General features: G+C 67.3%; 16 protein-coding genes and 2 tRNA genes. 4 read left to right on the top strand and 14 right to left on the bottom strand.

Features of this window, described 5'->3' with window-relative positions:
• Positions 1-504 (bottom strand): hypothetical protein (locus tag ACTHL9_RS12585; protein WP_440519525.1); only part of this gene is annotated, 504 nt, incomplete at its 3' end.
• On the opposite strand from ACTHL9_RS12585, the gene ACTHL9_RS12580 reads away from it, so the two are divergent.
• The 3 genes from ACTHL9_RS12580 to ACTHL9_RS12570 all read left to right on the top strand — a co-directional run bounded on the left by ACTHL9_RS12580 (position 394) and on the right by ACTHL9_RS12570 (position 3,337).
• Positions 394-852 (top strand): sensor histidine kinase, encoded by a 459-nt coding sequence (locus ACTHL9_RS12580; RefSeq protein WP_440519523.1) that lies wholly within the window; start codon positions 394-396, stop codon positions 850-852. The genes ACTHL9_RS12585 and ACTHL9_RS12580 overlap by 111 nt on opposite strands.
• A 65-nt stretch (positions 853-917) precedes the next feature.
• Positions 918-2,192: an alkaline phosphatase family protein gene (locus tag ACTHL9_RS12575; RefSeq protein WP_440519521.1), complete on the top strand. Its 1,275-nt coding sequence runs from the start codon at positions 918-920 to the stop codon at positions 2,190-2,192.
• Positions 2,189-3,337 carry an alkaline phosphatase family protein gene (locus ACTHL9_RS12570; protein ID WP_440519519.1) on the top strand — a complete coding sequence of 383 codons (1,149 nt, stop codon included), beginning with the start codon at positions 2,189-2,191 and terminating at the stop codon, positions 3,335-3,337. Before ACTHL9_RS12575 ends, ACTHL9_RS12570 begins: the two co-directional genes overlap by 4 nt.
• Before the next feature lie 4 nt (positions 3,338-3,341).
• On the opposite strand, the gene ACTHL9_RS12565 is transcribed toward ACTHL9_RS12570, so the two are convergent.
• Positions 3,342-4,064, bottom strand: a complete 723-nt coding sequence (locus ACTHL9_RS12565; RefSeq protein WP_440519517.1) for a sigma-70 family RNA polymerase sigma factor — start codon at positions 4,062-4,064, stop codon at positions 3,342-3,344.
• 393 nt (positions 4,065-4,457) lie between these two features.
• On the opposite strand from ACTHL9_RS12565, the gene ACTHL9_RS12560 reads away from it, so the two are divergent.
• A complete protein-coding gene (locus tag ACTHL9_RS12560; RefSeq protein WP_440519515.1) occupies positions 4,458-4,964 on the top strand; it encodes a MarR family winged helix-turn-helix transcriptional regulator in 507 nt (168 codons plus the stop codon).
• Between the two features lie 475 nt (positions 4,965-5,439).
• On the opposite strand, the gene ACTHL9_RS12555 is transcribed toward ACTHL9_RS12560, so the two are convergent.
• The 12 genes from ACTHL9_RS12555 to rplU all read right to left on the bottom strand — a co-directional run bounded on the left by ACTHL9_RS12555 (position 5,440) and on the right by rplU (position 13,840).
• Positions 5,440-5,512, bottom strand: a tRNA-Ala gene (locus ACTHL9_RS12555).
• Between the two features lies 1 nt (position 5,513).
• Positions 5,514-5,586: transfer RNA gene (locus ACTHL9_RS12550), tRNA-Ala, on the bottom strand.
• Between the two features lie 118 nt (positions 5,587-5,704).
• Entirely contained in the window at positions 5,705-6,364 is a 660-nt protein-coding gene (locus ACTHL9_RS12545; protein ID WP_440519514.1) for a histidine phosphatase family protein, read from the bottom strand.
• Between the two features lie 6 nt (positions 6,365-6,370).
• Complete coding sequence (gene rsfS / locus ACTHL9_RS12540) at positions 6,371-6,763, bottom strand: ribosome silencing factor (protein ID WP_138413377.1); 393 nt, start codon at positions 6,761-6,763, stop codon at positions 6,371-6,373.
• Between the two features lie 43 nt (positions 6,764-6,806).
• The gene (locus ACTHL9_RS12535) at positions 6,807-7,961 is read right to left on the bottom strand and encodes a hypothetical protein (protein ID WP_440519512.1); all 1,155 of its coding nucleotides are present in this window, start codon (positions 7,959-7,961) and stop codon (positions 6,807-6,809) included.
• A 7-nt stretch (positions 7,962-7,968) separates the two neighbouring features.
• Entirely contained in the window at positions 7,969-8,670 is a 702-nt protein-coding gene (gene nadD / locus ACTHL9_RS12530) for a nicotinate-nucleotide adenylyltransferase (RefSeq protein ID WP_440519510.1), read from the bottom strand.
• Positions 8,671-8,685: 15 nt separating this feature from the next.
• Positions 8,686-8,937 carry a hypothetical protein gene (locus ACTHL9_RS12525; protein WP_440519509.1) on the bottom strand — a complete coding sequence of 84 codons (252 nt, stop codon included), beginning with the start codon at positions 8,935-8,937 and terminating at the stop codon, positions 8,686-8,688.
• A 90-nt stretch (positions 8,938-9,027) separates the two neighbouring features.
• Complete coding sequence (locus ACTHL9_RS12520; protein WP_440519507.1) at positions 9,028-10,365, bottom strand: glutamate-5-semialdehyde dehydrogenase; 1,338 nt, start codon at positions 10,363-10,365, stop codon at positions 9,028-9,030.
• Positions 10,366-10,383: 18 nt separating this feature from the next.
• Positions 10,384-11,529, bottom strand: coding sequence for a glutamate 5-kinase (gene proB / locus ACTHL9_RS12515; protein WP_440519505.1), 1,146 nt, complete (start codon positions 11,527-11,529; stop codon positions 10,384-10,386).
• Entirely contained in the window at positions 11,504-13,105 is a 1,602-nt protein-coding gene (obgE, locus tag ACTHL9_RS12510) for a GTPase ObgE (RefSeq protein ID WP_440519503.1), read from the bottom strand. Before obgE ends, proB begins: the two co-directional genes overlap by 26 nt.
• 115 nt (positions 13,106-13,220) lie before the next feature.
• Positions 13,221-13,475 (bottom strand): 50S ribosomal protein L27, encoded by a 255-nt coding sequence (gene rpmA / locus ACTHL9_RS12505; RefSeq protein ID WP_138413372.1) that lies wholly within the window; start codon positions 13,473-13,475, stop codon positions 13,221-13,223.
• 53 nt (positions 13,476-13,528) lie between these two features.
• Positions 13,529-13,840 (bottom strand): 50S ribosomal protein L21, encoded by a 312-nt coding sequence (gene rplU / locus ACTHL9_RS12500; protein ID WP_043124956.1) that lies wholly within the window; start codon positions 13,838-13,840, stop codon positions 13,529-13,531.
• Positions 13,841-14,201: the final 361 nt, after the last annotated feature.

The following is a 14,201-nucleotide window of genomic DNA, read 5'->3' as shown; positions in this document are numbered from 1 at the left end:
TATTTCGGCATCGAGGAGGCTGCGGCAGGCCGCTGCCGCTCTCTGATAGGTAGGATCCGCCTTGCCCGCGGTCGGCATCTCGCTCGAGTCCAGTCCGAACCCGTGGTCCGGCGTGTAGCCGGTCTGAGGGGTGGGGTCCTTGATGTTCGGCAATCCGTGGTCGCGCAGGCGGTGATGCGCACCGCAATCGATGTCACGCTGGCGAAGAGCAATCCGACCCACGAACAATTCGTGGGCATGGCCGAGGACGTGTGGGCCGGCGTCGAGCGTTCGGAAGCCCTCGTTCAAGCCCTGCTGGTCCTCGCCCGCGGGGACGCCGGCGTCGTTGTGCGCGAGCCGGTCAACCTCGAGCTCATCGCTGAGAATGCTGCCGACGATGCGCGCCCGCACATAATGCGCGCAGGGCTCGCGCTCGAAACAGAATTCGAGCACGCACCCGTCCTCGGAGATCCAGTGCTGCTCGAGCGTCTGATAGCGAACCTTCTGGACAATGCCATTCGGCACAATATCGCCGGAGGGTGGATTCGAATGGGCACTTCGACGACGCGCGGCGGGGTTGTCCTTGCCATTTCGAACAGTGGTGAGCGTATTCCGCCCGAGGAAGTGACAGGCCTGTTCGAGCCCTTCCACCGCCTTGCTCCTAGGGCCAGCGCACCGCAGGGATTCGGACTCGGCCTGACGATCGCGCGCTCCATCGCGTCCGCCCACGAGGGGCGGCTGGAAGCAGGGGCGCGCCCGGATGGCGGACTCGACCCCACCCGGCGGCTGCAGGCGGGGGCGGAATCGCCGCGGGCGAGCGCCAACGCCGTGGGCTCAAGCAGCCCTCCGTCGGGCGAAGTCGGACTTCAATGAACTCGGCATGAACAGTTGGAAAACCGGGCCGTTGCGCCTGCTACCGGCGGGTAACTTGGAGTGCTGTGATCATCTCCCGCCGAAATTTCCTCTCGGGAGCGACGCTCGCCGCGGCGAGCGCCGCCGTCGTGCCCGGCGCCGCCCTGCAGCCCAGGAGTGCCGTCCCTCTTGCGCTCCCTGACCCCGCCGCCTCCGGAATCGACCACATCGTGGTCGTGATGATGGAGAACCGCTCGTTCGACCACTTCCTCGGGTGGCTGCCGGGAGCCAATGGGAATCAGAGCGGTCTGACGTACGTCGACCGTTACGGTGTTCCGCACGGAACCCACCACCTCACCGACTATCAGGGCTGCAGCCATCCCGATCCCGACCACTCCTATGAAGGCGGCCGGATCGAATTCAACAACGGCAGGTGCGACGGCTGGCTGCGCGCCGGCGAGAACGACGACTTTGCGGTGGGCTACTACACGTCGGACGACCTGGCCTTCTTCGCCCAGGCCGCGCCCGCCTGGACGGTGTGCGACAACTACTTCGCCGCGGTCATGGCCGAGACGTATCCAAACCGCTTCTACCAGCACGCTGCGCAGACCGATCGGACCCACAACTCGACGGCTACCGCCACGATGCCCACCGTCTGGGACAGCCTCGCCTCCGCAGGGCTCACCGCGAAGTACTACTACTCCGACGTTCCTTTCCTCGCCCTGTGGGGTACCAAGTACCTTCCAATCTCCTCGCCGTACTCGCAATTCCGCAGCGACTGCGCCGCGGGCGCGCTTCCGGCGGTCAGCTTTGTGGACCCCCGGTTCACGGATGAGTCCTCGGGGACCTCCGGTGACGATCATCCGCACGCGGATGTCCGCTCGGGCGAGCTTTTCCTCAACGAGGTCTACACGGCGATCACGCAGTCGCCTGCTTGGCCGCGCACCCTCCTGGTCGTGAACTTCGACGAGTGGGGCGGCTTCTACGACCACGTCGCCCCAAGCACTGCTCCCGACGTGAGCACGACGACGGCGCTCCGCGGCTTCCGCGTTCCGGCACTGGTGGTTTCGCCCTACGCTCGCCGCGGCACCATCGCGAGCGGACTGTACGACCATGCCTCCGTGCTCAAGGCCATCGAGTGGCGGTGGGGCCTTCCGGCCCTCACCCCGCGCGACGCAAGTGCGCGGAATCTCGCCGAAGTCCTCGACTTCGCGAGCGGCCCCAACCTCTCGGCGCCAGCGTTCACCGTGCCGCCGTTCGTGGCTGGCCCGGCCTGCACACCGCTCCCCGGCGGGGACCCGGAGGACGAGTGGCACCCACTCAAGGACAAGGCAATCGCCGAAGGATGGAACCTCTCGTGACCAGAAGCCAGCTCGCCGCCCTCGTGCGCAGGCGACCCGCCGCCGTCGTCCTCTCGCTTGTTGCCGTGGTCGCTCTCGTCGCGGCCGCCCTGCTGCGCGGAAGCGTCGGCCAAGCCGCGGCCGCCGACCAGACGCCGCAGTATCTGCCGCCGAGCGCGCATGTATTCGTCATCAACCTTGAGAACAAGGGCTATGACGAGACTTGGGGAGCCAGCTCCCAGGCGCCCTACCTGTCCCAGACGCTCCGCGCACAGGGCGCCCTGCTCAACTCCTATTACGGGATCGGCCACAACTCCCTCGACAACTACGTCGCAGAGGTCTCGGGCCAGGGGCCCAACGAGCAGACCCAAGCCGACTGCCAGGTCTACAGTCCCTTCGCTCAGACCGGGACCGCCTCGCTGGGCCAAGCCGTGGGCAGTGGGTGCGTGTACCCCTCGAACGTGCCCACTCTCGCCGACCAGCTCACGGCTGCGGAGAAGAGCTGGAAAGGCTACATGGAGGACATGGGGACTTCCTGCCGTCACCCGCAGCTCGGTGCCACCGACGACACGCAGAAGGCGCGCGTCGGCGACCAGTACGCCGCGCGGCACAATCCCTTTGTCTATTTCTCGAGCATCACGGGCTCGCCTTCGTGCGCAGCGAACGACGTCGACCTCGCCGCCCTCCCGAACGACCTCGCCTCAGTGGCCACGACCCCGAGCGTCTCCTTCATCACGCCCAACCTGTGCCACGACGGGCACGACTCGCCGTGCGTCGACGGCGAGCCCGGCGGCTTGGTTTCGGCCGACTCATGGCTCAAGCAATGGGTGCCGACGATCATGGGATCGCCTGCGTTCAAGCAGGACGGGGTACTCGTGATCACCTTCGACGAATCCGACGGCCCTCAATCGGACGCCAGCGCCTGCTGCGGCGAGGGGCCCGGGCCCAATGCGCCGATGCCGGGCATCACGGGACTGGGCGGAGGCCGGGTCGGGGCGCTCGTGCTCTCGCCATTCACGGCCGCCGGGACGTGGTCGACGACCCCGTACAACCACTACAGCCTTCTGGCGAGCATCGAGGACCTTTTCCACCTGCCCTACCTCGGATACGCCGGAACACCTGGGCTCAACCGCTTTGGCCTGAACGTGTTCAACGCGAAGCTCTGACTCGCTAGGCGACCTTTCTGCGCAGGCGATCCAAGAGCTGTCTGAGGAGTCGGGAGACCTGCATCTGGCTCACCCCCAGGATTTCCGCGATCTCGCTCTGGCTCATCTCCTCGATGAAGCGGAGTCGCAGCAGCTGCCGTTCCCGCTCGGTGAGGCCGGTGAGCGCTGCAGCGAGGACTTGCTTCTGCTCGACATCCTCGTAGCCAGTCTCAATGCTGGTCAGGACTCGTCCGGTGACGGCGGAGTGCCCCTGAGTGGCTGGCTGGTCGATGGGCAGACCGACCATCGCTGCGGCTCCGAGTTGCGCTTCGTCGACCTTGTCCTCGGAAAGGCCCGCCGCCGCGGCGATCTCCTTCCTGTCCGGTTCCCGGCCGAGTTCGGCGGTGAGGCGCCGGCTGACTGCGTTGACCTCCAGTCGGAGCTCCTGAATGGGGCGGGGCGGGCGGACGACCCATGACTGATCCCGCACGTAGCGCTTGATCATTCCGGTGATCGTCGGGACCGCGTAGGGAACGAAACCTTGCCCGGCGCCCTCCCGGTAACGGCGGATCGCCACCAGCAGGCCCAGCCGGGCCACTTGGCGAAGGTCCTCTGGGTCGTGCCCCGGGTAGCGGTGCCTGTTCGCGACAGCATCAGCCACGCCGAGATAGCGCTCGACCATGTGTTCCACCTGTCCACCGTGTGGTGGATGCTCGCCTTCCTCCTCGAGCGTCGGAGCCGCGCTCATGACCTGGCTCCGAGAGGAGCCGACAGCCTGACGGCCGGAACGGGGACGAGGCCCGCGTCCACACGCAGCCCGCACCGGCACCTCCATTCCAAGGCCCGTGTAGCCGGTCCCCCATCAGCCACCATGCGGTCGGCAACCAGGAGCATAGGCTCCTGGCAGTGCCAAGGGCCGATCGAACCGCCCCCGAGGAGGGCTGACAGCTCTGGTTCCGGTTGGAACGAACGTTCGTCAGACGCGAGCAGCAAGGCACTCTCCTTCAGTAGTAAGGTTATCTAGCATCTAGATAAGCTAGTTATATAGGGGCGACGGCGCCGTGTCCAGACGACTCCCTCGGGGAACTGCTTCTGATATGGTTCCTAGACTGTCTAGCGATTTTCCGGGGAGGAAGGACCGATGAACGCCCAGCCCGACCGGCCCGGCTATTGGTACGCGCAAGACACCCCCGCCAAGGAGCGGGCGGTACAGGTGCTCAACGCCCTGCGCGACTACCGGGCGTCCGAGGGCGCCATGCGCCGGCGCACCCGGGCCACAATGTCCATGGGCGAGACCGACCTACTCGCACTCCGCTACCTGCTCGAGGCCCAGGCGCAGGGTCGGGACCTCAGCCCAAAAGACCTCGCTGCAAAGCTCGGCATCACTTCCGCCTCCATGACGACCCTGGTCGACCGTCTCGTGCGCTCCGGCCACGTGAGCAGGGAGCCACACCCCACTGACCGGCGAGCCCTCATCCTCCGCCCGACGCAAGGCTCCGACCACGAGGTCCGGAAAACGCTTGGAGAAATGCATCGGCGCATGGTCGAAGTCGCTGCCGCGCTCTCCCCCAAAGAGTCCGAGACCGTAGTGGGGTTCCTCCGGGACATGGCCGCGGCCGTGGACAAAATCGAGCCGCTCGCCCACTGAGCGCGCCACCGACTTGCGGCAGATGATCCCGTTCGCTGGCGCGCTCACCCGGGACGAGCGGGTCGCCGCAATCCACAAGGCGGCCGCCCGTGCGCCGTGACCAACTCGGGCATGCCATCCGCGCGGCCAACGACATCGCCCAACAGGACGTGGTGACCATCATCGGCAGCCAGGCGATCCCTGGGTTGGCGGTGAGATGTCCACGTTCCACGAGACTCACGGCCTCTACATGCAGGCATCGGCCGGACGGAACGCCCGGTCCGTGTCGAGAAGGTCAACACCAAAGGCCGCCCAGCTCTCTGCATTGACCGCATGATCTCTGGGTGGCGAAGCTGAAGACGCCATCAGACCCGGCAGCCAGCGGCTCAGCGGAAGCAGCGGTCAGCTCGTGCCCCGAGGAACGGTGAGCCCGACATCACCTTCACGTCAAACAGCAATGGGACCGTCTCATCGACGGTCCCATCACCTGTATCAGTGGAGGTAAGGGGATTCGAACCCCTGACCTTCTGCATGCCATGCAGACGCGCTACCAACTGCGCCATACCCCCGTGGAGCTGAGGGGATTCGAACCCCTGACCCCCTGCATGCCATGCAGGTGCGCTACCAGCTGCGCCACAGCCCCTTGCCGGCGCTTCAGAAACACCCGCTCGGGGACCTCAAATCCCCTTGCCTGCTCCGAAGCAACTCGACTATCTTAGCCCGGCGCAGCCGAGCGGCACAAATCGAATGGGCCGCACGAATCAGCCTTCAACGATGGGAACAGGCACCAGCAGGCTCCCTGCATTGTGCTCCCCCAACCGCCAGCGAATGGCGCCGTCGTCGGCCGGAGACCGCTCCTCCAGCACCGACCAATTGCAGTTGGAAAGCCCAGAAAGTGCGCCCCACAGACCGTGCGGAAGACCCAGCAGCTCGGCCAAGGCCACACGAATGGCACCGCCGTGGCTCACCACCACAAGCGTGCCCTTCTCCCCCACCTCGCCGAGCGCACTTTCGACGGCCTTTCGCGTCCGGCGAGCCACGTCGAGCCTCGTCTCGGCGCCTCCCGCGGGAACGCTGACGTCGCCGTCCTCCCACCGGGCGAGGTGCTTGCGGTCGGTGAGGCGGATCTCGTCGAAGGTCTTGCCCTGCCAGCTGCCAGCGTTCGTCTCGCGCAGCCCGGGATCGGTCGCCACGGCGAGCCCGGTCTCGGTAGCGAGGGCTTCCGCCGTCGCCTGTGCGCGGTCAAGATCAGAGGCGACGATCGCGGTCGGCCCCATCGCAGCAAGCAGGCGAGCGGCGTGCGCTGCCTGGCGCACGCCGTCGTCGTTCAAGGGGATGTCCGTCTGCCCCTGGAAGCGGCCAGCCGCATTCCAGTCAGTCCGCCCATGGCGCCAGAAGACAATCCTGCGTCGTCTCCCCACGCCAGCTCAGCCAGCCGCCGAGGCCGCGGACTCCCCAGGCTCCTCGAGCCCGAGGTCCACCACGGGGCAGTCCTTCCACAGGCGCTCGAGCGCGTAGAAGGAGCGGTCCTCGTCGTGCATCACGTGAATGACCATGTCGCCGTAATCGAGCAGGACCCACCGGCCCTCGCTCCGGCCCTCGCGCCGCACTGGGCGCCGATCGACCTTGATGAGCTCGTCCTCGATGTTGTCGACGATCGAATTGACCTGCCGCTCGGTCGACGCCGAGGCGATGAGGAAGAGGTCAGTGATCGCGAGCCTCTCGCTCACATCGACTGCCACGATATTCTCGGCCAACTTGTCCGCCGCGGCCTTCGCCGCGACCTTCGCGGACTCGATAGCCGTTACGTCTGCGCTCACTCTGCTCCTTGATAGGTGTGAAGAATTCCTGGTGCTGTCGGGGCTATCTGCCCAGCAGCACAATGAGGACGGCCACAATGAGGGCCACGATGCCGAAAGCGCCGATTCCCAGGAACACGATTCGTTCCCGATCGGTGCGTGCCGCCTGCGGCCCCAAAGGCTCGAGCCCGTGCGCCGAGACCGCCGAAATCGGTGCCGCCTCCTGCCTGCCAGTGGCAGATGCCCCTCGCTGCTTCGGCGTGCGATCCGTGACGACGGGCACATGGTGCGTCGTCGGAGGCTTCATCACAGGGTGCGGAATCCCGGGGACCTTGACGTACTCAAGCGGCGTCACCATGGCGAGGTTGTTGGCCGCAGTCGGTGCTGGCCCGATCTTCCGGGTCGCCTCGGCGTCCCGGCGAGTCTCCTCCGCGAGCCTCTGGCGGGCCTGGGCACGACGGCTCAGGACCGCTTCCCGCTCTGCCTTAGCCACCTGCTCTTTCCGCTGCTCAGGATCGACGGCGGATGGGCCCTCCTTCTGGCCCGCGAGCATGTCCGCCTGATTCTTCGCCTGCGCGCGCAGCAGCTCACGCGCAGCGGCAATCTGCTCGTGGCTCAGTGCGCGGAACGATCCCGTCTCCGGACCCAGAACCGGTTCGCCGGCGGGATTCTTCGGGATCTTGATCGGCGCCGTAGGCGTGGGCTCCCGGAACGGAGCGCCGGACGACGGCGGCCGGCTGGGCGGGCGGGGAGCGTTCGCCGACGCGGACTGGACAGGCTGCGCCGAAACCACGGGAGGCGGGGCGGCGGGAACATCTCCCGCCTGCTCGGCCTGCTGCCGCAGAGCGCGACGGCTCGGGAACGATGCCGCCTGCTCCTTCTCCGCCAACTCACGGAGCCGACGGTGCGCCTCCCGGTCGCGGGCACGCGCCTGGGACGTGCGTTCGGCGCGGTCAGCCGCTTGACGGCTGGCCTCGTCAGGAGCCGTAGCCAGTGCCCGGCGCGATCGCGCCCGGGACGCAGCGCTCCGATCTACGGCAGCCTGAGCCTCGGCCTCAGCCCTCGCTTCAGCCTCGGCCCGGGCCTCAGCCTCTGCCCGGGCCTCAGCTTCAGCTCGCGCCTGGGCAGGAGTCAGCTCAACGGCGTTGCCCTCGCCGCGAGCCGCTTGGGCCAGCCGACGCTCGCGGCGGCTCATGGTCGGCTTCTGCTCGTTGTTCATAGCTTCATCACCCGATCGCCGAAGCACTGCCAGCGTTGCCAGCACTCCCCAGGGGCGAGTCGACGTGGGCCAATTGGACCACGCCGTCCATGCGGGAACTCTGCATTTCGGTACCGTTCCGGTACAGCCCGTACTTCGCGATGTACTGGACCACACCGTCCGGCACGAGGTACCACACGGGCTCGTGCGCCGCGACGCGTGCACGGCAGTCCGTCGACGAGATCGACATCGCGGGAACCTCGAGGAGGCTGACTTCCGCGCGGGCGAGGTCAGGAAGCTCGTGCCCGGGGCGCGTCACGCCCACGAAATGGGCGAGGCTCCACAGCTCGTCGATGTCCTTCCACGAGACGATCTGCGCCATGGCGTCGGCACCCGTGATGAAGTAGAGGTCCGCCTCGGGCCGTTCGGCCCGGAGGTCCCGCAGCGTGTCGATGGTGTACGTGGGTCCGGGCCGCTCGATATCCACCCGGCTCACGGTGAACCGCGGATTCGAGGCCGTCGCGATGACCGTCATGAGATAGCGGTGCTCAGCCAGGCTCACGCGTCGGCTCGACTTCTGCCAAGGTTCACCCGTCGGAACGAACACCACCTCGTCCAGCCCGAACTTGGACGCAACCTCGCTTGCGGCGACGAGGTGCCCGTGATGAATGGGATCGAACGTCCCGCCCATCACGCCCAGACGGATACGCCGCCCTTCGGGCACCTGCATTGGTTCCGTCAAGGGTCAGTGGCTCGGCGCGCCCTGATGGCGGTCGTGCTTGTTCGGGTGCTGGCGGTGCGGATCCGCGTGCTCGTCGGTCGCCTCGTGGCGACGGCCCAGGTTCGTGTAGGAAAGCGTCACGAAGAGCAGGACAACGAACACGACGAACAGCGTGATTCCGATGACGAACGGCGGTGCGATCGTTGGCGCCGGCGCTTCCTCCCCCGTGGCCTGCGCACTCACTGTGAGTGCGGTGGTCAAAAGCGTTGCCAACATCGTCTACCCCTTCAAACCTCGCGGATTCGTGTGGTCACAGCCGTGACCGGTCTTCCGTTCATCCTACCCCGGCCGGTGGCGGCGAAGCCGTCAGCCCCGCACCTGTCCCTCGCCCTGCACAATCCACTTGGTCGTGGTGAGCTCGGTGAGTCCCATCGGCCCCCTGGCGTGGAGCTTCTGCGTCGAGATGCCGACCTCCGCGCCCAGACCGAGTTCGCCCCCATCGGTAAAGCGGGTCGAGGCGTTGACGATCACCGCCGCGGAATCGATCTCGGCGATGAAGCGCTCCGCGTTCCGCAGGTCATTGGTGATGATCGCCTCGGTGTGCCCGGTGCTCCAGCGACGGATGTGGTCGAGTGCCTCGTCCAGAGAATCCACGGTTGCCACCGCGAGATCGAGGTCCATGTACTCGGTGGCCCAGTCATAGTCCGTGGCCGGAGCCGACTCAATCCCCACAGGCAGCGCCTCGAAGGCCCGACCATCCACGTGGAGCCGGACGCCACGTTCGGCCAGCGCACGAGCAACGGCGGGGAGCACAGTGCTCTTCGAGTGCACGAGCAGGGTCTCAACGGTGTTGCAGACGCTGGGGCGCTGGGTCTTGGCGTTGAGCAGGATCTCGACCGCCATGTCCTCGCTGGCCGATTCGTCGACAAAGATATGGACGTTGCCCTCGCCGGTCTCGATCACGGGGACCGTCGAATTGAGGACCACGTTCTGGATGAGCTCGCGCCCACCACGCGGGATGAGCACGTCAACCCGCCCGCGGGCCCTCATGAGCACGTCCGCTCCTGCACGCCCGTACTCGTCGATCGTCTGCACAGCATCGGCCGGAAGCCCGGTCGCCTCGAGCGTGTCGCGCAGGATCGCCACCAGCTCGCGATTCGTGTGAGCCGCGGCGCTTCCGCCCCGGAGGATCACCGCATTGCCGCTCTTGAGAGCAAGACCGGCAATGTCCACCGTCACGTTGGGCCGGGCCTCGTAGATCGCCGCGACCACGCCCATCGGGACATTCACCTGCCGCATCCGCAGCCCGTTGGGCAGGGTCTGACCCCGCACCACATTCCCCACCGGATCCGGAAGCCCGGCGAGGTTCTCGAGCGCAGAGACGAGCCCGTCGATGCGCGCGGGCGTCAGCGCGAGGCGGTCGAGCAGTGCCTTCGACGTCCCATTCTCCCGGCCAGCCTCGAGATCCTTCTCATTGGCGGCGAGGATCCGTGCCTCGTTCTCCTTGAGCGCCGCACCGATGGCGAGGAGGGCGCGGTCCTTCCACGCCCGGTTGGCACGGCCGACGGCGCGCGAGGCCACGCGGGCACGGTCGCCGATCGAGAGCACGGCGGCCTCGACGTCGACCGGCTGGGCGGCAGCCGCGGTGGCGGCTTCCTCAGCGGCGACGGGGACAGTCTCGTGGTGGGCGACGGTGTCAGTCATGCAGTCAAGTCTACCGAGCTAAACGATCACGAGGTCGTCGGTGTGAACGACCACACGCTCGTACTCAGGGCCCAACTCGCGGCCGAGCTCCTTGGTGGAGCGCCCGAGCATGCCCGGCAGCTCGTCGGCCGAGAAATTCACAAGTCCCCGGGCCACCACCTTGCCGGCCTGATCTGCGATCTCCACCGGGTCGCCGGCTTCGAAATCGCCGGTCACCGCGGTGATGCCTGCCGGGAGAAGCGATCGGTGACGCTGCGCCACGGCCCGCACAGCGCCGTCGTCGAGCGTCAGAGTCCCGCGCGTCGCCGCAAGGTGAGCCAGCCAGAGGAGCCGCACCGGCTTTCGGCGCCCGCTCACGCTGAACCAGGTCCCGACGTCCTCGCCTGCCAGCGCGTGGTGCGCAGCCGCCGTCGACGTCACCAGCGCAGGAATCCCCGAGCTGGCGGCGATACTCGCGGCCTCGACCTTCGTGGCCATGCCGCCCGTGCCGACCCCGGCGGCCCCCGTGCTGCCGATCACTACGCCGTCGAGGTCGTCGGTGCCCCGGACCTGAGGAATCCGCACGCCGCCCGCCGAGGGCGGCCCCGTGTAGACGGAGTCGACGTCGGAGAGCAGCACGAGCGCATCCGCGTGCACGAGGTGGGCGACGAGCGCCGCCAGCCGATCGTTGTCGCCGAAGCGGATCTCATGGGTCGCCACGGTGTCGTTCTCGTTCACCACCGGCACCACGCCGAGGTGGAGGAGCTTCTCGAGGGCCCGGTGCGCGTTCTTGTACTGCGTCCGGCGGACAAGGTCATCGGCCGTGAGGAGGACTTGGCTCACGGTCACGCCGTGCGCGCCGAAGGCCTGGGTGTAGCGGGCCATGAGCAACCCCTGACCCACGCTCGCCGCCGCCTGCTGGGTCGCGAGGTCGCGCGGGCGCTTGGCCAGACCAAGGGGTGCCAAGCCAGCAGCGATCGCGCCCGACGACACCAGGACGATCTCAGTTCCGGCGTTCGCCCGCTCGGCCAAGGTGTTGACGAGCGCCGCGAGGGACTGTTCGGAGATGCCGCCGCGGATGGTCGTGAGCGACGACGACCCAACCTTGACGACGATCCGGCGCGCCTCGGGCAGCCACTCGCGCCCGCGCGCGCCCAGATCAGCGCTCGGACTCGTAATCGTCATCACCCTCCGCTTCCTCCTCGGATGTGAGGTCCGGCGCCCACTCCTTGCGGCGGCTCGATTCGGTCCAAATCCCTGCGCGCCGCTCCGCCTCGAGTTCGTCGCGGGCCGCAGCCCGCGCGGCCTTGCGGTCCTCGTAATCCTCGCGCTTCTGCGCACGCGTCGGTCGCGACCAGTCCGAGAGCCGGAGGTCAGTGCCACGAGGCCCGGCGAGCAGCTCAGCGCCCGCAGACATCGTGGGCTCCCAGTCGAAGACGACGGCGTCGTCCTCGCCGATCACCACCGTATCGCCGGCGTTCGCTCCGATCTTGAACAGCTCGTCCTCGACTCCCAGCCGGTTGAGCCGGTCGCTGAGGTAGCCCACAGCCTCGTCGTTCGTGAAGTCGGTCTGCTTGACCCAGCGCTCGGGCTTCTCGCCGATGATCCGGAAAAGCGGCTCCAGGTTGCGCTCCTCGCGCCGGATCGTGAACCCCTTCTCGTTGACCGCACGAGGGCGGAGGACGGCGGGGGCCACCTTGGGCGGCGCCGTCTTGACCTCGGCGCGGGCCTTCTGGACGATCTCGGCCATGGCGAAGCCGAGGGACCGGAGCCCCTCGTGGCTCGTCGCCGAGACTTCGAAGACGCGGTACCCGCGGCCCTCGAGCTCCGGCCGGACCATGTCCGCCATCGCCTTGCCGTCCGGCAGGTCCACCTTGTTCAGGGCGACGAGCCTCGGGCGTTCGTTGAGCGGAACGACTTCGCCATCAGGTCCGGCGAAGCTCATGTCCACGCTGTACTTCGCAAGCTCGCGCTCGATCACGTCCAGATCGTCGAGCGGATTGCGGTCGGACTCCAGAGTTCCGCAGTCGAGGACGTGCACGATCGCGGCGCAGCGCTCGACGTGCCGTAGGAAGTCGTGGCCGAGGCCGCGACCCTCGCTCGCACCCTCGATCAGCCCGGGGACGTCGGCGATCGTGAAGCGGACGTCGCCGGCCTGGACCACCCCGAGATTCGGGACGAGCGTGGTGAACGGATAATCGGCGATCTTCGGACGCGCGGCAGACATGGCTGCGATGAGGCTCGACTTCCCGGCCGACGGGAACCCGACGAGCGCCACGTCCGCGATCGACTTGAGCTCGAGGAGGATGTCCCGCTCCTCGCCCTCAATGCCGAGGAGGGCGAAGCCAGGCGCCTTGCGCTTGGCTGTCGCCAGCGCGGCGTTGCCCAGTCCGCCCTGTCCACCCGCGGCAGCAACGAATTCCGCACCCTCGCCGACGAGGTCCGCGAGGACCTCACCGTCGCGGGACTTCACGACCGTGCCGTCCGGCACCGGCAGGATAAGCGTCTCGCCACGGTGCCCCGCGCGCCAGTCGCCCATGCCAGGTCCACCGTTCTGAGCGGTCCGATGCGGAGAGTGGTGATAGTCGAGGAGGGTGGTGGTCTGCGACGAGACCCGGAGGATCACGTCTCCCCCGTTGCCTCCGTTCCCACCATCCGGACCTCCGAGAGGCTTGAACTTCTCGCGCTTGACAGACACGCAGCCGTGGCCACCGTGGCCTCCAGAAACGTGCAGCACCACGCGGTCAACGAAGCTCGCCACGCCATTCTCCTTACGCCGGGGTCACCCCCGATTCTAAAAAACAAGTGGAGGGGGGCCGGTGGGCCGCACCACCCGGAAAAAAACAAAAAGCGCGCGGCCCATCGAGCCGCCCCAACTACTGGGCGGCGACGATGTCCACCACGCGGCGGCCGCGACGCGTGCCGAACTGCACGGCGCCAGCCTCAAGGGCGAACAGCGTGTCGTCCTTGCCACGGCCCACGCCGTTGCCCGGGTGGAAGTGCGTGCCGCGCTGGCGGACGAGGATCTCGCCGGCGTTGACGGTCTGGCCGCCGAAGCGCTTGACGCCGAGGCGCTGAGCGTTCGAGTCGCGGCCGTTGCGGGTGGAGCTTGCGCCCTTCTTGTGTGCCATGAGCTGTGCCTACCTTGGAATCTGTGGGGTTGGGGAAGTACCGGGAGCCGAGATCAGGCGGTGATGCCGGTGATCTTGACCTTCGTCAGGTCCTGACGGTGACCCTGGCGCTTCTTGTAGCCCGTCTTGTTCTTGTACTTCTGGATGACGATCTTCGGGCCACGGAGGTCCTCAAGGACCTCAGCCGTGACCTTGACCTTGGCCAGCTCGGCGGAATCCGACGTGACCTTCTCACCGTCGACCAGCAGGAGGGCAGGCAGCTCAATGGTGCTGCCGGCACCGCCGGCCACGCGGTTGAGGGTCACGAAGTCTCCGACGGAAACCTTCTCCTGGCGGCCGCCTGCACGGACAATCGCGTACACCACTGGGAACTCACTTCTCTCGACGTTATTACTGAAAGCTCTTGCGCGCGGCGCTCTCGACGCCGCTGCTCCTCGCAGCGGTGACGACAACACTCGACTGTGCTTCTTGCCGTGAGCCCGCGAAGGGATTCCCTGGGAGCAAAACCCAGTGGTAGGCGTCAGCACCGAGGATCTAGACTACGTCACTCCTCCATCCGGCCGCAAATGAGCCTTGCCGGAAGCACGCGGTACAAGTCTAGCCCACCTCTGAGACAACCTCGTCTCAGGCGTACTTCGACGGCGCGTCGAAGAAGTCGCGCTCGTAGCCCGTGGAGTGCACGAAGGCCTCCATCATCGCCGCCCGCTCCGCCGCAGAGGCGGCGCG

Source organism: Sinomonas sp., from assembly GCF_051955515.1.
GTDB lineage: Bacteria > Actinomycetota > Actinomycetes > Actinomycetales > Micrococcaceae > Sinomonas.
Note: the sequence above shows the minus strand (reverse complement) of the source record. Positions and strands in the feature narration are given on the sequence as shown.

Excerpts from the sequence above, each read along its gene's own strand:
- ACTHL9_RS12560 (WP_440519515.1), top strand. The coding sequence starts at position 4,458 with ATGAACGCCCAGCCCGACCGGCCCGGCTATTGGTACGCGCAAGACACC.
- rpmA (WP_138413372.1), bottom strand. The coding sequence starts at position 13,475 with ATGGCACACAAGAAGGGCGCAAGCTCCACCCGCAACGGCCGCGACTCG.
- ACTHL9_RS12525 (WP_440519509.1), bottom strand. The coding sequence starts at position 8,937 with ATGTTGGCAACGCTTTTGACCACCGCACTCACAGTGAGTGCGCAGGCC.
- ACTHL9_RS12535 (WP_440519512.1), bottom strand. The coding sequence starts at position 7,961 with ATGAACAACGAGCAGAAGCCGACCATGAGCCGCCGCGAGCGTCGGCTG.
- proB (WP_440519505.1), bottom strand. The coding sequence starts at position 11,529 with ATGACGATTACGAGTCCGAGCGCTGATCTGGGCGCGCGCGGGCGCGAG.
- nadD (WP_440519510.1), bottom strand. The coding sequence starts at position 8,670 with ATGCAGGTGCCCGAAGGGCGGCGTATCCGTCTGGGCGTGATGGGCGGG.
- ACTHL9_RS12565 (WP_440519517.1), bottom strand. The coding sequence starts at position 4,064 with ATGAGCGCGGCTCCGACGCTCGAGGAGGAAGGCGAGCATCCACCACAC.
- ACTHL9_RS12580 (WP_440519523.1), top strand. The coding sequence starts at position 394 with ATGCGCGCAGGGCTCGCGCTCGAAACAGAATTCGAGCACGCACCCGTC.
- ACTHL9_RS12520 (WP_440519507.1), bottom strand. The coding sequence starts at position 10,365 with ATGACTGACACCGTCGCCCACCACGAGACTGTCCCCGTCGCCGCTGAG.